Genomic DNA, 16842 nt, shown 5'->3' with positions numbered 1-16842 from the left:
CTACATCCCCGACTCGATGTTGAGGATGTTGCCGTCGGGGTCCTCGAACCAGGCGCTCTTGAAGGAGTCGCCCATGGTGGCCACGCCGTCGTCCCACTCCAGGCCCTCGGCCTCGAACGTCGAGAACGTGATGCCCTTCTCGCGCAGGGCGGCGGCCTCGGCGTCGAACCGGTCCGGAGGGATCTGGAACGACATGGCCGTCGCCTTGTTGGTCCCGGCGAACGACGACGGGTACACGAGGAACGTCGTCTTGCCGGCGCCGTAGACGACGCCCTCATGGGTGTCGCCGGCGGAGGAGAAGCCGAGCACGCCCTCGTAGAAGTCGCGTGCCGTCTGGAGGTCCTTCACCGCGATGGTGGGGATGGGGTCGTGGTCGCCGAGCATGACATCTCCTGTGGCGGACCGGGCGACCGTCGTCCGGTCGGCCCAGCTCGGACCCTAGGGACGCTCGCGGCGTGCGGTCAATGGGCCGAAATGACTACGCCGCGTCGGCCTCAGCCGAAGGAGCTGGCGCTGCGCCTCAGGGTCGACGACGCGACGGCCGCCAGGCCGAGGCCCAGGCCGAGGAGGGCCACCGCGAAGAGCGCCGGGTGCGTGCGCGGGAACGAGGTCACCGAGCCGAGGAAGGCAGCGGTCGACGTCCCCACGGCCTCGATGGGACGCGACCCGCTCGAGACCTCCTCGACGTACACCCCGGGGTGGCGGACCCTGCGCCGCCTGCGCTTCCTGCGTGCCATGACGCACCTCCCGCTCGTGGTCCCTCCATCAAACTCCGGACCCCGCGCCCTGTCGAGGGAGGGGCGAGGACGGAGGAGGGGCCCGTCAGGCCGGTGGCCGCCGGGCCCCTCGCGGGCTCCGTCAGGCCGGGTGCTGCTCCAGGAAGCCGTCGATCTGGTTGATGGAGGAGCGGGCGCCCTCCTCCATGCCCATGTCGAGGACGGTCTGCATCGCCTCGGCCGAGCCGTAGGTGCTCGTGAAGACGGCCCTGGTCCCGCCCTCGGCGGACTCGAACGCGTAAACGTTCTCCGACACGGGCAGGTCGGGGTTGGGGGAGAGGTCCTCCGTGGCGAACCCGTCCCTGAAGGTGAAGCGCGACCTCGGCTCGACGCCGGTGATGTCCCAGTAGCCCGCGAACTTCTCGCCCTCGGGGGAGGTCATGTAGTACGTCGTGCGGGCGCCGGGGCGCAGGTCGTGGTCGACGAAGGTCGCCGGGTACTCCGGCGGGCCCCAGACCTGCTCGAGCTGGCGCGGGTCCTCGTACAGCGCCCACACGCGCTCGACCGGGGCCGCGAACGCGGCGGTGATGGTCAGGGTGCGGCTCTCGACGTCCTTGGTGATGTCGGTGACGGGCATGTCAGTTCTCCTCGGTGAGTAGTGCATCGATACGGCTGATCCGCCCACGCCAGACGCTCTCGAGCTCGTCGAGCATCGAGGCGACGGACCGGACCGCCTCCACGTCGCCGCTGGCCAGCTGCTCGCGGCCGTGACGCCGCTTGGTCAGCAGGCCGGCCCTCTCGAGGACGGCGACGTGCTTCTGGACCGCGGCGAAGCTCATGTCATAGCTCGCCGCGAGGGCGGTGACCGAGTGCTCCCCGGCGAGGACGCGGCGCAGGATGTCGCGCCGGGTCCGGTCGGAGAGCGCGTGGAACAGGGCGTCGGCCCGGTCCTCGCTCGTCTCGTTCACAGGACCAACGTACAACTAATCGGTTGTACTTTGTCAAGAGGGGAGGACGAGGAGGAACGGGGGAGGGGTGGTGACCGGGCGCTGGCCGGGCGGTGATGGTCCGGTGGCCCTGCCGTTGCTACCGTCGCCGGATGGGCCTGGCGACCGACCTCTCGTACGCGATCCCCGGGTCCACCGCCCTCCACCGCGGGGTGCGGGCCGTGGCCTCGACCCGTCAGGGTGCGTGGACCCTGGCCCGCGTGCTGCCCGCCCTGGACCGCCTCGTCGCCCGCCTGACCCACGGCCGCACCACCCTCGTCGAGCAGCTCGCCGGCCTTCCGGTCCTCGTCGTGACGACGACGGGCCGCCGCACCGGGCTGCCTCGCCCGGCGCAGCTCGTCGGCATCCCCGTTGACGACGAGATCGCCCTCCTCGGAACGAACTTCGGCCAGTCGGGGACCCCCACGTGGGTCCTCAACCTCGAGGCCGACCCGCGCGCCACGGTGACCCACCGCGGCGCCACCGCCGAGGTCGTGGCGCGACCGGCCACCGACGCCGAGCGCACCCGGATCCTCGCGCTCGCGGGCCGGGTGTACGTGGGGTACCCGAAGTACCTCCGCCGGGTCACCGACCGCAGGGTTCGGGTCCTCGTCCTCGAGAGGGCGGTCGCCGCCGGTCGCTGACCGCCGGCTCAGCCCGCCGTGAGGGGCTCCGGCAGCGGCTCCGCGTGGACGACGGTCAGCTCGGAGACGGCACGGGTGAGGACGACGTACAGCCGTCGAAGCCCGGTGCGGAGGTCGGGCTCGGCGTCGACGATCGCCGCCGGCTCCACGACGACGACGCGGTCGAACTCCAGGCCCTTGGCGATGCTCGTCGGCACCAGCTCGACCTGACGGTCCTCGTCGTCGCCGTGGTCGGCGTCGAGCCGGCCGTGGGGGACGCCGGCGGCGGTGAGTGCGGCACCGATCCCGTCGACCTCGGCATCGGTCGCGATGACCCCGACCGAGCCCGGCTCGGCCACGGCGGCCCGGACGGCGTCGACGACGGCGGACGCGCGGCCGGCGACGTCGGTGGCGACGACGGAGAGCAGGCCGGGGTTGTCGCGGACGGCCTGCGGGGCACCGAGTCCGGGGGCCATCGCGGGGAGCAGGCGGGCGGCGAACTCGATGACGAGGCCCGGAACCCGGAACCCGCGGTCGAGGACGACGAGCTCGTGGCTCGGACGACCGAGGTGACCCATGGCGTCCTCCCACGACTCGGTGGCCCAGGGGGTGGTGCCCTGGGCGATGTCGCCGAGGACGGTGAGCGACCCCGTGGAGGCACGACGGCCGACGGCGCGCAGCTGCATCGGCGACAGGTCCTGCGCCTCGTCGAGGACGACGTGCCCGAGGCTCGGGGTGCGGTCGAGGAGGTCGGCGACCTCGTCGAGGAGGGCCATGTCGGCGCGGGTCCATCGGGCGGCGCCCTTGGTGCGAGGAGGACCGTCCCACAGCAGGACTCGCTGCTCGTCCTCCGTGAGGAGGCCGTCGGCCGCCTCCGCGAGGGCACCGGCGTCGGAGAGGAGCCGGAAGAGGACGGCTGCCGGGTCGAGCACCGGCCACAGTGCCTTGACGTACGCGGTGACCGGGGACGACCGGGCCACGGTGTCCTGCACCCGGTCGTCCGGCGAGTCGCCGGAGCGTTCCATCCGGAGCAGGACGTGGTGCGCGAGCCGCTGGGGGAGCAGGTCGCGGGCGGCCGAGTAGCGCACGCCGCGGGCGATGAGAGCGTCGACGTCCTCGCGGACGTCGTGCGCGGGGACGCGCCACCTCCGGGCGCCCCGCGGCACGACGAGCGCCTCCTCGGCCCGGCCGACGCGCGACCAGACCGCCCGGTGGAGGACCTCGGCGAGCCGGGCGTCGCCCTTGAGGACGGCGACCTCGGTGGGGTCGGTGGCCCGCACCCGGCCGTGGTCGAGGAGCGAGTCGATCGTCGCGTGCTGGACGCGGATCTCGCCGAGGGAGGGCAGGACCGCGCCGATGTGGTCGAGGAAGGCGCGGTTGGGTCCGACGACGAGGACGCCCGAGCGGTCGAGCCGCTCGCGGAACGAGTAGAGCAGCCACGCGGCGCGGTGCAGGCCGACGGCGGTCTTCCCGGTGCCGGGAGCGCCCTGGACGCAGATGCTCGTCGTGAGGTCGCTGCGGACGATCTCGTCCTGCTCGGGCTGGATCGTCGAGACGATGTCCCGCATCGGTCCGGAGCGGGGTCGCTCGATCTCCGCGGCGAGGATGGCGCTGCGACGGGCGTCGTCGTGGCCTCCGGGGCCAACGGCCGTGAGGCGCTCGTCCTCGTAGGCGGTGAGCCGGCCGCGGTCGACACCGAAGCGCCGGCGCAGCTCCACGCCCATCGGCTGCGCCGGGGAGGCCCGGTAGAACGCGGTGGAGATGGGGGCGCGCCAGTCGACGACGACCGGGTCGCCGCGGTCGTCGCTGACGTGGCGACGGCCGACGTGGAAGGTCTCGTCACCGTGCTCGGGGCGGGTGTCGATGCGGCCGAAGAACAGGGTGGTGCGCGGGTCGTCCTGGAGCGACGCGACGCGACGCGCGAGGACGCGGCCGAGGAGCTCGCTGCTCCAGGCGTCGCCCGCGGTGCTCGCGTCGAGCCGGTCGGTCTGCTCGCGCATCCGGCGCAGCTGCGCGCGGGCGTGGTCGAGGTGGGCCTGCTCGTCGGCGAGGACGTCGGGGACGTCCCGGACGTCGCTGGAGGGCGTGGTGGCGGACGGCGTGGGCACGACGGATCCGCCTCTCTTCTGGTGGGGGATGTCCATGCTGGCGAACCGACGATGGTACCCCCGTGAGGGCTTCCGACGCGACCGCCTCGACGAGCCGTCGGGAGGGCGCGCGGTGCTTGGATGGCCGGGTGGACCTCGAGGACTTCGACGGCAGGGCGACCTCGCTCGACGGCGTCCGCCGGACCACGTCCTCCGGCCTCGCCCGTTGGCAGCGGAAGGGGCGGCTCGTGGCCCGCGAGCTCGACGCGACGCACGTCGTCATCCGGGTGGCCTTCGACGTGCGTGGCCGCCTGCTCGAGGACCACCCCCGGGTCTTCTCCGTCCCGCGGCGGTTCGAGAAGCACATGATGGTCGTCGCCGACCTCGGCGCCGGTGACGACGGCGCCGTCGAGGACGCGCTGGAGGCCGCGTGGCGCCTCCAGGCAGACGTGGACCCGGGCGGTGGTTCGGAGGACGATTGAGGCCATGCGGTCGGTCATCATCGGCACGGTCCCCATCCACGGCCACGTCATGCCGCTCCTCGCGGTCGCGCGGTACCTCGCCGAGCGAGGTGACCGGGTCCGCTTCGTCACCGGCGCCCGCTTCGCCGCGGCCGTGGAGGCCACCGGCGCCGCCCACGTCCCGCTCCCGGCGGAGTCCGACTACGACGACCGGCAGGACTGGGACCTGATCTTCCCCCGGCGCGGCGAGCTCACGGGCGCCAAGGCCATCGCGCACGACATCGAGCACGTGTTCGTCCGGCCCGGTCGCGGTCAGTACGACGCGGTCATGGGGACCCACGCGGAGGAGCCGGCCGACGTCGTCCTCACCGACCCGGCGTTCGCCGGTGGGGCCTTCCTGCTCGGCCACCCGCCGGGGGCGCGTCCGCCGGTCGTCGTGTGCGGCGTGCTGCCCCTGATGATCGCCAGCCGCGACACCGCGCCCTACGGCACGGGCATGGCGCCGCTGGCCGGGCCGCTCGGGCGGGTGCGCAACGGTGTGCTGGCGGCCGTGGCCGGACGCACGGTCATGCGGGGGGCGACCCGGGTGTCGGAGGAGGTCAACCGGTCGATCCACGGCACGCCGCTGCCCTACCCCGTCCTCGACTGGCCGCGCCACGCCGACGCGATCGTGCAGTTCACCGTCCCCGAGTTCGAGTACCCGCGGTCCGACGCCCCGCCCACCCTGTCGTTCGCCGGCCCCATCTCGGCGAGCGGGTCGCAGGCGGCCCTGCCCGCGTGGTGGGGGGACCTCGACGGGTCACGGCCGGTGGTCCACGTGACCCAGGGCACCATCGCGAACCGCGACTACCGGCAGGTCATCGCCCCCGCCCTCGAGGGACTCGCCGAGGACGACGTCCTCGTCGTCGTGTCCACGGGCGGGCGTCCGCTCGAGACCCTCCCGCCGTTGCCCGCCAACGCCCGGGCCGCCGAGTACCTGCCCTACGACGACCTGCTGCCGCTGACCGCGGCCTACGTCACGAACGGCGGCTACGGGGGCGCGCAGTACGCCCTGCGGTACGGCGTCCCCATCGTCACGACGAGCGGCAAGGAGGACAAGCCGGAGGTCGCGGCCCGCGTCGCGTGGTCGGGCGTCGGGGTCCGGGTGAACACCGAGACGCCGTCCGCCGCGGCGGTGGCCCAGGCCGTGCGCACCGTGCTGCGCGAGCCGCGCTACCGCGAGGCGGCCCAGCGGGTGAGCGCGTCGATGCAGCGCTCCGGCGGTCTCGCCCACCTCGCCGGCGTCATCGACGACGTCATCGGCGGCACGGACTCCTAGACTCGCCCGGGTGACGACGGCGGACCCGCGGACCCTGACGCGCGCGCACTTCGACCACGTCGTGCGCGTCACGACCCGGTGGGCCGACAACGACGTGTACGGGCACCTCAACAACGCCGTGTACTACGAGCTGTTCGACACCGCCATCAACGGCTGGCTCATCGCCGAGTCGGGGGTCGACGTCATGGCGCTGCCCGAGCTGGGCGTCGTCGCCGAGTCCGGCTGCCGCTACTTCCACGAGGTGGAGTTCCCGCGCCCGGTGGAGGTCGGGGTCCGGGTCGAGCGGCTCGGACGGTCGAGCATCACGTACGCGCTGGGGCTGTTCGCCGCCGAGTCCACCGAGATCGCGGCGCTCGGTCACTGGGCGCACGTCTACATCGACCGCACCACGAGGAGCACCGTGCCCATCCCTGAAGCCGTCCGCGACGCCCTGGCCCGCGCGGTCGAGGCCCGGTCGTGAGGATCACCGGTGCCGTCCTCGAGGAGGTCGGCCGCCCCGGTCCGTGGGCGCGGACCCGGCCGCTCACGGTGGGTGAGCTCGAGCTCGCCGGCCCCGGGCCCGGTGAGGTGCGGGTCCGCATCGACGCCGCCGGCCTGTGCCACTCCGACCTGTCGGTCGTCGACGGCAACCGGGCGCGTCCGGTGCCGATGCTCCTGGGGCACGAGGCGAGTGGTCGCGTCGAGGCGCTGGGCGCCGGCGTCGACTCGCCGACCGTCGGCCAGCGGGTCGTCATGACCTTCCTGCCGCGGTGCGGCGAGTGCCCGGGCTGCGCGACGAACGGCCGGATGCCGTGCGGCCCGGGATCGGTGAGCAACGGTGCGGGTGAGCTGCTGGGTGGAGGGCGCCGCCTCTCGCGCGACGGCGTCCCCGTCCACCACCACCTCGGGGTGTCCGCCTTCGCGACCCACGCCGTCGTCGACGTGCGGTCGGTCGTCGCCGTCGAGGACGACGTGCCGGCCGACGTCGCCGCCGTCCTCGGCTGCGCGGTGCTGACCGGCGGTGGCGCCCTGCTCAACGCCGCGCCGCCGGAGCCCGGGCAGTCCGTGATGGTCGTCGGGCTCGGGGGAGTGGGGATGGCGGCGCTGCTGACCGCCCTCGCGCTCGGCCACGGCGACGTCATCGCCGTCGACGGCGTCGGCTCCAAGCGCGACCAGGCGCGCGAGCTCGGGGCCACGACCGTCCTCGACCCGGGGGAGCTCACGTCGGGCGGCACCCGCGCCGACGTCGTCGTCGAGGCCGCCGGCAACGCCCGCGCGTTCGAGGGCGCCCTCGCCGCGACGGCTCCCGGAGGACGGACGGTCACCGTCGGGCTCCCGCACCCCGACGCCCGGGCGAGCGTCTCCCCGCTCCAGCTCGTCGCCGAGGCGAGGACCGTCATCGGCAGCTACCTCGGCTCCGCCGTGCCCTCCCGCGACATCCCGGTCTTCGCCCAGTGGTGGCGCGACGGACGGCTCCCGGTCGAGGCGCTCGTCTCGTCGCGCATCTCCCTCGACGACGTCAACCAGGCGATGGACGACCTGGCCGCCGGTTCCGCGGTCCGTCAGATCATCGACCTCTGACGCAGGGCGGCGGCCACCAGCCAACCGAACACCGCGGCGCCGGTGGCGTCCTGGGACAGCTCTGGGTGCCACTGGACGCCCAGCACGGGCCAGTCGCCCGGGCCCGCCCACTCGACGGCCTCCGCGACGCCGTCGTCGGCGCGGGCCGTCACCCGGAACGCCGGCCCGGGGTCGGCCACCGCCTGGTGGTGCAAGGAGGTGGTGTGGCAGTCGCCGCCGAGCAGCCGCCCGATGGACGACCCGGGCGCGGTGTGCACCCGGTGCCCCACGCCGGGCCTCCGGTGCCCGGCCCCGAGGTCGGAGACGAGCGTCCCGCCGTGGGCGACCACGAGGACCTGGAGGCCACGACACACGCCGAGGAGCGGCAGCTCTCGCCGGTGGGCCTCCCGGACGAGGGCGAGCTCGTCCTCGTCGCGGGCGCGGTCGACCTCGTCGGCGCTGCCGACGTCGGTGCCGGCCAGCGCGGGGTCCAGGTCCGCGCCCCCGGTGAGCACCAGGGCGTCGACGACGTCCAGGAGGTCCACCGCGCGGCCGGCCGGCAGCACCAGCGGACGGCCACCCGCGGCCGCCACCCGGTCGGTGTAGGCGTGGGGGGTCCCGGTGACCGGGAGGTCGACGTACGGGCGCGGCACGACGTACCGGTGCCCCACGACGCCGACGACCGGCCCGCCGGTCATACGGCCGCGACGATCGCGGTCACGCCCAGCGCCACCCCGGTGACGTACGTGCCGAACGCGGCGACGTCACGCACCGGGCCGTGGGAGGCGAGGGTCTCGCTCGTCAGCAGGCCGACGGCGTGAATCGTCCGGGCGACGAGCGCGGCGACGGCCAGCGCCCCGACCCACCAGCCGTCCGAGAGGGCGGCGCAGACGAGCAGGAGCACGATGAGCGTCGGGACGTACTCGGCCGCGTTCCCGTGCGCCCGCTGGGCGATGAGGAGGCGGTCGGTGGGGTCGGTCGGCATCTGGTTGCCGGACCCGCGGAGCGCGCGGTGGCGGGTGACGTTGGCGCCGAGGAGGAAGACGAGGATGCCGAGGGCTGCGCTGCAGACGACGGTGAGGGTGTCGCTGGTCATGACGGGACGCTTTCGGTGAGGAGGAGGCGACGCATGACGGCGCCGCTGAGGTCGGTGCCCAGCAGGGCATCCGTCTTGTGCATCCCCCCGGGGCAGGTCACGTTGACCTCGATGAGCCGCCCGGCGATGACGTCGAGGCCGGCGAGGGAGATGCCGTGGGCCCCGAGCAGCGGGGCGAGAGCGGCGACGATCCGGCGGTCGTCGTCGTCGACCTCCGCCTGCGCCATCGGCGGGCCGATGCGGAAGTCGTCGGCCGCGGGACGGCGCAGGACCGCGCCCACGACGTCGCCGTCGAGGACGAACAGGCGCTTGTTGCCGCGCCGGACGTCCTCGAGGTAGGCCTGCGCGATGACGTGGCGGCGGCCGCCCAGGGTGGCCGACTCGGCCAGGGAGCGGGCGCAGGAGTCGGCACCCAGCAGCCAGGCGTCGAGCCCGGCGAAGCCGTCGACGGGCTTGACCACGGCGCGACCGACGCGCGACAGCAGGTCGAGGACCTCCCGGGGGTCGGCAGTGACCACGGTCTCCGGGCAGAGGTCGGGGAACTGCAGCGCGAGGAGCTTCTCGTGCAGCGCCCGGATGCCGGCGGGGTGGTTGGCGACGCATCCACCGTGGGTCTCGACGAGGTCGAGGAGGTACGTCGTGTGCAGGTAGCGCGCGTCGACGGGCGGGTCGATGCGCAGCATGACGAGGTCGGTGTCGGCGGCGACGTCGAGGTCCCGACGGTCCACCTCCTGCCACCAGTCGCGCTCCACGACCCAGCGGTGGTCGTTCCCCCGGTGGCGGTCGGCCAGCCGGATCCGCGTGGCCCGCGCCCGCACCCGGCCCGTGGCCACCGACAGGTCCTCGGGTCCGCACCCCCACACGTCGGACCCGATCGCCTGCGTGGCGGCCATGAGGCCGATGCTCGCGTCGATGTCCGGGTGGAGCCCCTGGAGCGGGTCGGTGACGAAGAGGACGCTCATGCCGCACCGTCCAGGATGCCGGCCCCGCCGGCGGCGGCCAGGCTTCCGGCCGGGCCGCCGGTCAGTGCCAGGGTCGAGACCACGAGGTCGCGCCCGATGGCGGCCACGTCGCCGGTGCCGTGGGCGGCCTCCTCCCAGTGCCGACCGAGGTGGGCGCGGCCGGGCTCGAACCGCCGGAGCACCTCGCGGCGGAGGTCGTCGTCGTACGCCAGCGTCGCCAGCGTGGCCACGAGCCTGCCGGCGCCGTCCTCGTCCTGGACGTCGGGGTAGCGCACCTCGAGGTAGCAGCCGCGGGGTCGCACGGGCGGGAACAGGGTGGTCAGGTGCTGGTCGACGTCGCCGGGGTCGGTGAACACCACGGCCCGCCAGGCGAAGTCGGCGTAGGCGGCGATCGGGTCGTCGCCGTGGAGCAGGCGGTCGTCGAAGGCGGTGCGGGTGGGGTCCACGGCGAGCCAGGTGGCCAGCCGCGACGTCGCTCCGTCGCTGCGCGCGAAGGCGGCGGCGAGGAACGGGGCGGTCAGCTGGAGCACGCGCCACTGCTCCGCGCCGGCGCGGCCGGACCACCAGTCGAGGCAGACCTGGGTCGACGCCGTGCGACGCATCATCGTGCGTCCGGCCGGCCCGATGGAGTCGAAGTGGCGCTGCATCGCGACGTACCGGGGAGAGCACAGCCGGAGGGGGACGGCCTCCTCGCTGCGGCGGTCGACGGGCCGGGCGACGAGGCGGATCCCGGCGGCGGCGCAGTCGTGCCGCAGGGCGGAGACGTCCGCGCGCAGGCGCCGTTCGATGTCGACGGGGCACGCGGCGGTCGGGAGGCTGAGCTCCACCTGGCCGCCCGGCTCGAACGCGAGGTACGGGGCGTAGGGCGCCCGGGCGGTCGCCGCGCGCACGCGGTCGAGAGGGACCGAGCGGCCGGTCAGCGCGTCGGCCGTGAGCAGCTCGTGCTCCACCGCCACCCGGGTGGTGCGAGGGCGGCGGGGGTGGCGACCGGGGGCGGGGAAGACGCCGGCGACTCGCTGGTGGACCTCGGTGTGGTTCATCCCTGCCTCCTGATACCGTAAGGACTCCTGTCAAATATTGGAAGGTCTCCTTACAGATGTCAAGCCCCTCCCGCGAACCGGCGCCGGTTCCGCTCATCGCCCTGGCGTTCCGCGCCTTCCGGGCGATGGAGGCAGACATGGTGCGCAGCGCGCACGACGGGGGCCACCCCGAGGTCAAGCGGACCCACAACGCGGTCTTCGCCACGCTGCGCCGCGACGGCATGCGGACCGTCGACATGGCCGCCGAGATGGGGATCACCCGGCAGTCGATGGGCGAGGTCGTGCGCGACATGGTCGAGCTCGGCCTCCTCGAGATGCGTCCCGACCCGGCCGACCGCCGCGCCAAGATCGTCGTCTACACCGACGAGGGGTGGCGACTCGCCGCGAAGGGCTACTCCCACATCAAGGACCTCGAGCGCCGGTTCGCCGAGGAGCTCGGCAGCGAGGACTACGAGGCGGCCCGCCGCGTCCTCGAGCGGGTCCCTCGCCTGCTCGCCGAGGACGACTGACGCCTCCGGCGGCACGGGCGCCCGGGGTCGTCCGGCGGTACCCTCGACGAGTGAGCCGCCGACCGCACCCACCCCGCCCCCCGTGGCGGGAGTCGGTCACGGAACGGAGCCGCCATGGCTCACTCACCTCATCGCCGGTCCAAGGGCTGCCGGCTCTGTAAGCCCCACAAGGACCGCCGGGCCGGCCGCGCCGTGCGCGAGCCCTGGTCCGTCCTGCGCCAGCTGGGCAGGAAGCGTCGCCTCAGCCGCGGCTACCTCGGCGACGTGTGAGGCGGCGTTCGAGGACCGTCAGCCCCCCGGGGGCGCCCATCGACACGCCGTGCCGAACCGCCGCGGACCGCTGCGCTCGTCAACCCCCGGAGGGTTCCCTGACCTCGTGGCGGTCGACGTCGCCGTCGACGAGGTGCTCGGCGGCGCTGACGAGGAGGGGCGGGAGGTCGGCGCTGCGTGCGCGCACCCGGGCGAGGAGGTCCTGACGCATCCGCGGCTCCCAGAACTTCCTGATGTGCGTCGCGATCTCGGAGGCGGCCTTCTCGGGCGGGAGCGACTCGAAGTTGCGGACCAGGTCGCGACCGAGCCGCACGACCGGCGGCTCTCCGCTCACGAGCGCCCCGCCGTCGACACCGGCTCTGCCACGGTGGCTTCGGCCTTCGCCGCCTGGGTCACGACCTCGACCTGGACGGCGGTGACCTTGTACTCGGGGCAGTTCGTCGCCCAGTCGGAGTTCTCGGTTGTCACGACGTTGGCGCCCGTGACGGGGTGGTGGAACGTCGTGTAGACGACCCCGGCGGGCATCCGCTCGGACACCACGGCCGTCAGCCTCGTGGCCCCGACCCGCGACGAGAGCTCGACGACGTCCCCGGAGGTGATCCCGCGCAGCTCGGCGTCGGACGGGTGGATCTCCAGCACGTCCTCGGGGTGCCACGTCGAGTTCGGGGTGCGCCGGGTCTGGGCGCCGACGTTGTACTGCGACAGGATGCGCCCGGTCGTGAGGACCAGCGGGAAGCGCCGGTTGGCCCGCTCGGTGGTCGGGACGTAGACGGTCGTCGTCAGCTGGCCGAGCCCGCGCACGAAGGAGCCCACGTGCATCGTCGGCGTCCCGTGCGGCGCGGCGTCGGTGACGGGCCACTGCATCGAGCCCTCCTCGTCGAGGCGCGAGAACGAGACCCCGGCGAACGTCGGTGTCGTGGCGGCGATCTCGTCCATGATCTGCGACGAGGAGTCGTACGACATCGGGTAGCCCATGGCCGTGGCGATCTCGCAGACGACCTGCCACTCGTCCTTCCCGACGCGCGAGGGCATGACGGGACGGACCCGGTTGATCCGCCGCTCGGCGTTGGTGAAGGTCCCGTCCTTCTCGAGGAACGAGGCTCCGGGGAGGAAGACGTGGGCGAACCGGGCCGTCTCGTTGAGGAAGAGGTCGTGGACGACGACGAGCTCCATCGAGCGCAGCGCCGCCTCGACGTGCTGGGTGTTGGGGTCGGACTGGGCGATGTCCTCGCCTTGGACGTAGAGGCCCTTGAAGGACCCGCCGATCGCCGAGTCGAACATGTTGGGGATGCGCAGCCCGGGCTCGGACTGGATGGTCACGCCCCACAGCGACTCGTAGATGCTGCGCACCTCGGGTCGTGACACGTGCCGGTACCCGGGCAGCTCGTGGGGGAACGAGCCCATGTCGCACGAGCCCTGCACGTTGTTCTGGCCGCGCAGCGGGTTGACCCCCACTCCCTCGCGCCCGAGGTTGCCGGTGAGCATCGCGAGGTTCGCCATCCCCATGACCATCGTCGAGCCCTGGCTGTGCTCGGTGACCCCGAGCCCGTAGTAGATCGCCGAGTTCGGTCCGGCGGCGAACAGCCGTGCGGCGGAACGCAGCTCGGCCGCGGGGATCCCCGTCTCGGCCTCCATCGCCTCGGGCGAGTGCTCGGGGTGCGCGATGAACTCGAGGTAGGTGTCGGCGTCCTCGCAGCGCGAGCGCACGAACTCCTCGTCCCACAGCCCCTCGGTGACGATGACGTGGCACATGGCGTTGACGAACGCGACGTTGGTGCCCGGTCGGACGGGCAGGTGGAACTGCGCCTGCACGTGGGGCGACCGGACCAGGTCGATCCTGCGCGGGTCGGCGACGATGAGCCGCGCGCCCTCGCGCAGCCGCTTCTTCATCCGCGAGGCGAACACCGGGTGGGCGTCGGTGGGGTTGGCGCCGATGACGAGCAGGACGTCGGCCGACTCGACCGACTTGAAGTCCTGGGTGCCGGCGGACGTGCCGAAGGCGTGGTTGAGGCCGTAGCCGGTGGGGGAGTGGCAGACCCGCGCGCACGTGTCGATGTTGTTGTTGCCGAACGCCGCCCGCACCATCTTCTGGACGACGTACACCTCCTCGTTGGTGCACCGCGAGGAGGAGATGCCGCCGATGGAGCCGACGCCGTACTTCTCGCGCAGCCCGAGGAAGCCGGTCGCGATCCGCGAGATCGCCTCCGCCCACGACACGACCTGCCACTCGTCGTCGATGGAGTCGCGCACCATCGGCTCCATCTGGCGTTCGTCGTGCGAGGCGTACCCGTACGCGAAGCGGCCCTTGACGCACGAGTGGCCCTCGTTGGCGCCGCCGTCCTTCCACGGGGTCATCCGCACGACGCGGGTGCCCTCGCCGGTGCCCTGGACCTCGGCCTTGAACGAGCACCCGACACCGCAGTACGCACACGTCGTGACGACCGAGCGCGTCGGCATCCCGAGGGAGATGACCGACTTCTCGGTGAGGGCGTCGGTCGGGCAGGCCTGCACGCACGCGCCGCACGAGACGCACTCGGACGACAGGAAGTCGGTGCCGCCGGGCGTGATCCGGGAGTCGAACCCGCGCCCCTCGACGGTCAGCGCGAACGTCCCCTGGACCTCCGAGCAGGCCCGCACGCAGCGCGAGCAGACGATGCAGGCGGCGGGGTCGTAGTCGAAGTAGGGGTTGGAGGCGTCGGTGGACTCGTGGACGTGCGAGACGCCGCCCATCCCGTAGCGGACCTCCGCCACACCGGTCTCCAGCGCCAGGCCCTGCATCTCGCAGTTGCCGCGCTCGCACCCGGCGCAGTCGGTGGGGTGGTCGGACAGGTAGAGCTCCATGACCCCGCGGCGCAGCTGCTGGACCTGCTCGGTGCGGGTCGAGGCGACCATCCCGTCGGCGCACGGCGTGGTGCACGACGCCGGCGTGCCCTTCATCCCGTCGACCTCGACGAGGCAGAGGCGGCACGACCCGAAGGCCTTGAGGTTGTCGGTGGCGCACAGCTTGGGGACGTCGATGCCGGCGAGCTTGGCCGCGCGCATCACCGAGGTGCCGGGCGGCACCATCACGCCGACGCCGTCGATGGTGACGTGCGCCGTCGCCTCCCCGAAGACCGGCGGCGTGCCGTGATCCGGTGTCTCGAGGGCGGGTTCGGGCTCGTGGACGAGCGTCATGGTCTGGCCCCTTCCGTGGTGACCGTGGCCGACTCGGGGATGGCCGCCGCCGCGTCGTGCGCGTCGTCGGGCCGCACCCCGAAGTCCTCCGGGAAGTGCTCGAGGGCGCTGCGGACGGGCATGGGCGTGAGGCCGCCCATCGCGCACAGCGAGCCCTTGGTCATCGTCGTGCAGAGGTCCTCGAGGAGGACGAGCTGGGTCCGGCGCACGCCGTCGTCGGTCGCGGCGCGGATGCGGTCGACGACCTCGACGCCGCGGGTGGAGCCGATCCGGCACGGGGTGCACTTGCCGCAGGACTCCTTGGCGCAGAACTCCATCGCGAAGCGCGCCATGAGCGAGGCGTCCATCGTGTCGTCCCACACGACGATGCCGCCGTGGCCGACCATCGCGTTGGCCTCGGCGAAGGCCTCGTAGTCCATCGGGAGGTGGAACCGGCTGGTCGGGAGGTAGGCGCCGAGGGGCCCTCCGACCTGGACCGCCTTCACCGGGCGTCCCGATGCCGAGCCGCCGCCGAAGTCGTCGACGAGCGTGCCGAGGGAGACACCGAAGTCGGCCTCGACGATGCCGCCCCGCCTGATGTTGCCGGCGAGCTGGAAGACCTGGGTGCCGCGGCTGCGACCGGTGCCGAGGGCGGCGTACGCGGCGCCGCCGTCGGCGAGCACCATCGGGACGGCGGAGAGGGTGAGGACGTTGTTGACGACGGTCGGCCTGCCGAACAGCCCCTCGAGGGCGGGGATCGGCGGCTTGGCGCGCACCTCCCCGCGCTTGCCCTCGAGGGACTCGAGCATCGAGGTCTCCTCGCCGCAGATGTAGGCGCCCGCGCCGACCCGGACGTCGAGGTCGAAGCGGCGGCCGCTGCCGAGGACGGACTCGCCGATGACGCCGTGCGCGTACGCGATGTCGATGGCGCGGCGCAGGGTGCGGATGGCGTGCGGGTACTCGCTGCGCAGGTAGACGTACCCCTCGGTGGCGCCGACGGCGAGGGCCGCGATCGCCATCCCCTCGACGAGGGTGAAGGGGTCGCCCTCGATGAGCATGCGGTCGGCGAAGGTGCCCGAGTCGCCCTCGTCGGCGTTGCAGCAGACGAACTTGACGTCGGCGTCGGCCGTGCGGACGGTCTCCCACTTGATGCCGGCGGGGAATCCCGCGCCGCCGCGTCCTCGCAGGCCCGAGTCGGTGACCTCTTGCACCACCTGCTCCGGGTCGAGGGCGACGGCGCGCTGGAGGCCGACGAGGCCGCCGTGCTCGCGGTAGGCGGCGATGTCGGTGGGCTCGATGAGGCCGACGCGGGCGAAGGAGACGCGGTGCTGGCGGGTGAGCCACTCGTGCTCGTCGACGATCCCGATGCAACGGGCCGGGTCGTCCGAGAGGCTTCCGTCGAGGAGGGCGTCGACGTCGGTGGGGGTGACGTTGCCGTAGCCCACGCGACCGGCGTCGGTCTCGAGCTCGACGAGCGGCTCGAGCCACAGCATCCCGCGGGACCCGTTGCGCCTGACCGTGACCCCCCGTGCCTCGAAGGCCGCAGCGACGTCGTCGGCGCCCATCGCGACGGCGGAGGCGTCGCAGGGGACCCAGGCGGTCGTCATCGCTGCCAACCGTCGGTGAGGGCGGCGAGGCGGTCGGGGGAGAGGCCGGCGTGGAGGGCGCCGTCGAGGGTGCCGCTCGGGCCCTGGGCGCACAGCCCGAGGCAGAAGACCTCGCCGACCTCGACGTCGGCGTCGGCGGCCCAGCGGTCGGTGGCCTCGGCGAAGAGGGCCTCGCCGCCGCGCGACTGGCAGGCCTCGCCGCGGCACAGGGAGACGCGGTGCGCGGCCGGGGGAGTGCGGCGGAGGTCGTGGTAGAAGGTCAGGGTCCCGTGGACGTCGGCGCGGCTGAGGTTGAGGACGTCGGCGACGACGTGGACGTCGTCGTCGGTGACGTGGCCGTGGGTGGCGACGACCTCGTGGAGGACGGGGAGCAGCGGGCCGCGCAGGCCGGCGAGCTGCTCGGCGATGGCTCGGACGCTCGCGGCGCGCGCCGGGTCGGCGGGCACGTGGACTGGTGCCGGACTGGGACCTCGCT

19 protein-coding genes are annotated in these 16842 nt (G+C 73.6%); 6 read left to right on the top strand and 13 right to left on the bottom strand.

Annotated features, from left to right (window positions below; all coding sequences use genetic code 11):
- From ACFWN3_RS03615 to ACFWN3_RS03600, 4 genes are all read right to left on the bottom strand, one after another.
- On the bottom strand, positions 1–384 hold the full coding sequence (locus ACFWN3_RS03615; RefSeq protein WP_377643521.1) for a VOC family protein: 384 nt from the start codon (positions 382–384) through the stop codon (positions 1–3).
- A 110-nt stretch (positions 385–494) separates the two neighbouring features.
- A complete protein-coding gene (locus ACFWN3_RS03610) occupies positions 495–737 on the bottom strand; it encodes a hypothetical protein (protein WP_377643519.1) in 243 nt (80 codons plus the stop codon).
- A gap of 121 nt (positions 738–858) precedes the next feature.
- Positions 859–1353, bottom strand: coding sequence for an SRPBCC domain-containing protein (locus tag ACFWN3_RS03605; RefSeq protein ID WP_377643517.1), 495 nt, complete (start codon positions 1351–1353; stop codon positions 859–861).
- A 1-nt stretch (position 1354) separates the two neighbouring features.
- Positions 1355–1684, bottom strand: a complete 330-nt coding sequence (locus ACFWN3_RS03600) for an ArsR/SmtB family transcription factor (protein ID WP_377643514.1) — start codon at positions 1682–1684, stop codon at positions 1355–1357.
- Positions 1685–1815: 131 nt separating this feature from the next.
- Between ACFWN3_RS03600 and ACFWN3_RS03595 the strand changes: the two genes are divergently transcribed.
- On the top strand, positions 1816–2346 hold the full coding sequence (locus ACFWN3_RS03595; protein WP_377643511.1) for a nitroreductase family deazaflavin-dependent oxidoreductase: 531 nt from the start codon (positions 1816–1818) through the stop codon (positions 2344–2346).
- An 8-nt stretch (positions 2347–2354) separates the two neighbouring features.
- Here the strand turns inward: ACFWN3_RS03595 and ACFWN3_RS03590 are convergent, their stop codons facing one another.
- Entirely contained in the window at positions 2355–4469 is a 2115-nt protein-coding gene (locus ACFWN3_RS03590) for a HelD family protein (RefSeq protein WP_377643509.1), read from the bottom strand.
- A gap of 92 nt (positions 4470–4561) precedes the next feature.
- On the opposite strand from ACFWN3_RS03590, the gene ACFWN3_RS03585 reads away from it, so the two are divergent.
- Genes ACFWN3_RS03585 through ACFWN3_RS03570 form a run of 4 tightly spaced genes read left to right on the top strand, consistent with a single transcriptional unit; the run spans position 4562 to position 7751 of the window.
- Positions 4562–4894, top strand: a complete 333-nt coding sequence (locus ACFWN3_RS03585) for a hypothetical protein (protein WP_377643507.1) — start codon at positions 4562–4564, stop codon at positions 4892–4894.
- A gap of 4 nt (positions 4895–4898) precedes the next feature.
- On the top strand, positions 4899–6191 hold the full coding sequence (locus ACFWN3_RS03580; protein WP_377643505.1) for a glycosyltransferase: 1293 nt from the start codon (positions 4899–4901) through the stop codon (positions 6189–6191).
- Positions 6192–6201: 10 nt separating this feature from the next.
- Complete coding sequence (locus ACFWN3_RS03575; protein ID WP_377643504.1) at positions 6202–6651, top strand: acyl-CoA thioesterase; 450 nt, start codon at positions 6202–6204, stop codon at positions 6649–6651.
- A complete protein-coding gene (locus ACFWN3_RS03570; RefSeq protein ID WP_377643503.1) occupies positions 6648–7751 on the top strand; it encodes a zinc-binding dehydrogenase in 1104 nt (367 codons plus the stop codon). Before ACFWN3_RS03575 ends, ACFWN3_RS03570 begins: the two co-directional genes overlap by 4 nt.
- On the opposite strand, the gene ACFWN3_RS03565 is transcribed toward ACFWN3_RS03570, so the two are convergent.
- From ACFWN3_RS03565 to ACFWN3_RS03550, 4 genes are read right to left on the bottom strand one after another with little or no spacing between them, the layout of a single operon-like run.
- On the bottom strand, positions 7733–8428 hold the full coding sequence (locus tag ACFWN3_RS03565; RefSeq protein ID WP_377643501.1) for a gamma-glutamyl-gamma-aminobutyrate hydrolase family protein: 696 nt from the start codon (positions 8426–8428) through the stop codon (positions 7733–7735). The two genes, ACFWN3_RS03570 and ACFWN3_RS03565, sit on opposite strands and share 19 nt — an antisense overlap.
- The gene (locus ACFWN3_RS03560; RefSeq protein WP_377643500.1) at positions 8425–8826 is read right to left on the bottom strand and encodes an MAPEG family protein; all 402 of its coding nucleotides are present in this window, start codon (positions 8824–8826) and stop codon (positions 8425–8427) included. The genes ACFWN3_RS03565 and ACFWN3_RS03560 overlap by 4 nt, the downstream gene beginning before the upstream one ends.
- Positions 8823–9788 carry a hypothetical protein gene (locus tag ACFWN3_RS03555; RefSeq protein ID WP_377643497.1) on the bottom strand — a complete coding sequence of 322 codons (966 nt, stop codon included), beginning with the start codon at positions 9786–9788 and terminating at the stop codon, positions 8823–8825. Before ACFWN3_RS03555 ends, ACFWN3_RS03560 begins: the two co-directional genes overlap by 4 nt.
- Positions 9785–10828 (bottom strand): glutamate-cysteine ligase family protein, encoded by a 1044-nt coding sequence (locus ACFWN3_RS03550; protein ID WP_377643494.1) that lies wholly within the window; start codon positions 10826–10828, stop codon positions 9785–9787. Before ACFWN3_RS03550 ends, ACFWN3_RS03555 begins: the two co-directional genes overlap by 4 nt.
- A 56-nt stretch (positions 10829–10884) precedes the next feature.
- On the opposite strand from ACFWN3_RS03550, the gene ACFWN3_RS03545 reads away from it, so the two are divergent.
- Positions 10885–11337 carry a MarR family winged helix-turn-helix transcriptional regulator gene (locus ACFWN3_RS03545; protein ID WP_377643492.1) on the top strand — a complete coding sequence of 151 codons (453 nt, stop codon included), beginning with the start codon at positions 10885–10887 and terminating at the stop codon, positions 11335–11337.
- A gap of 349 nt (positions 11338–11686) precedes the next feature.
- Here ACFWN3_RS03545 and ACFWN3_RS03540 read toward each other — a convergent pair whose 3' ends face one another.
- The 4 genes from ACFWN3_RS03540 to ACFWN3_RS03525 are packed head-to-tail and all read right to left on the bottom strand — an operon-like array spanning position 11687 to position 16813.
- Positions 11687–11941, bottom strand: coding sequence for a formate dehydrogenase subunit delta (locus tag ACFWN3_RS03540; RefSeq protein ID WP_377643490.1), 255 nt, complete (start codon positions 11939–11941; stop codon positions 11687–11689).
- Positions 11938–14781, bottom strand: coding sequence for a formate dehydrogenase subunit alpha (fdhF, locus tag ACFWN3_RS03535; RefSeq protein WP_377643488.1), 2844 nt, complete (start codon positions 14779–14781; stop codon positions 11938–11940). Before fdhF ends, ACFWN3_RS03540 begins: the two co-directional genes overlap by 4 nt.
- On the bottom strand, positions 14778–16367 hold the full coding sequence (locus tag ACFWN3_RS03530) for a formate dehydrogenase beta subunit (protein WP_377643487.1): 1590 nt from the start codon (positions 16365–16367) through the stop codon (positions 14778–14780). The genes fdhF and ACFWN3_RS03530 overlap by 4 nt, the downstream gene beginning before the upstream one ends.
- Positions 16364–16813, bottom strand: a complete 450-nt coding sequence (locus ACFWN3_RS03525) for an NAD(P)H-dependent oxidoreductase subunit E (RefSeq protein ID WP_377643485.1) — start codon at positions 16811–16813, stop codon at positions 16364–16366. The genes ACFWN3_RS03530 and ACFWN3_RS03525 overlap by 4 nt, the downstream gene beginning before the upstream one ends.
- Positions 16814–16842 lie beyond the last annotated feature (29 nt).

Source organism: Oryzobacter terrae (genome assembly GCF_042756445.1).
GTDB classification, from domain to species: domain Bacteria; phylum Actinomycetota; class Actinomycetes; order Actinomycetales; family Dermatophilaceae; genus Oryzobacter; species Oryzobacter terrae.
This window is presented reverse-complemented; position numbering and strand designations above follow the sequence as displayed.

What these genes read in the sequence shown, in the direction of transcription:
- ACFWN3_RS03615 (WP_377643521.1), bottom strand. Translation starts at nt 384, where the DNA reads ATGCTCGGCGACCACGACCCCATCCCCACCATCGCGGTGAAGGACCTC.
- ACFWN3_RS03610 (WP_377643519.1), bottom strand. Translation starts at nt 737, where the DNA reads ATGGCACGCAGGAAGCGCAGGCGGCGCAGGGTCCGCCACCCCGGGGTG.
- ACFWN3_RS03605 (WP_377643517.1), bottom strand. Translation starts at nt 1,353, where the DNA reads ATGCCCGTCACCGACATCACCAAGGACGTCGAGAGCCGCACCCTGACC.
- ACFWN3_RS03595 (WP_377643511.1), top strand. Translation starts at nt 1,816, where the DNA reads ATGGGCCTGGCGACCGACCTCTCGTACGCGATCCCCGGGTCCACCGCC.
- ACFWN3_RS03590 (WP_377643509.1), bottom strand. Translation starts at nt 4,469, where the DNA reads ATGGACATCCCCCACCAGAAGAGAGGCGGATCCGTCGTGCCCACGCCG.
- ACFWN3_RS03580 (WP_377643505.1), top strand. Translation starts at nt 4,899, where the DNA reads ATGCGGTCGGTCATCATCGGCACGGTCCCCATCCACGGCCACGTCATG.
- ACFWN3_RS03565 (WP_377643501.1), bottom strand. Translation starts at nt 8,428, where the DNA reads ATGACCGGCGGGCCGGTCGTCGGCGTCGTGGGGCACCGGTACGTCGTG.
- ACFWN3_RS03560 (WP_377643500.1), bottom strand. Translation starts at nt 8,826, where the DNA reads ATGACCAGCGACACCCTCACCGTCGTCTGCAGCGCAGCCCTCGGCATC.
- ACFWN3_RS03555 (WP_377643497.1), bottom strand. Translation starts at nt 9,788, where the DNA reads ATGAGCGTCCTCTTCGTCACCGACCCGCTCCAGGGGCTCCACCCGGAC.
- ACFWN3_RS03550 (WP_377643494.1), bottom strand. Translation starts at nt 10,828, where the DNA reads ATGAACCACACCGAGGTCCACCAGCGAGTCGCCGGCGTCTTCCCCGCC.
- ACFWN3_RS03545 (WP_377643492.1), top strand. Translation starts at nt 10,885, where the DNA reads ATGTCAAGCCCCTCCCGCGAACCGGCGCCGGTTCCGCTCATCGCCCTG.
- fdhF (WP_377643488.1), bottom strand. Translation starts at nt 14,781, where the DNA reads ATGACGCTCGTCCACGAGCCCGAACCCGCCCTCGAGACACCGGATCAC.
- ACFWN3_RS03530 (WP_377643487.1), bottom strand. Translation starts at nt 16,367, where the DNA reads ATGACGACCGCCTGGGTCCCCTGCGACGCCTCCGCCGTCGCGATGGGC.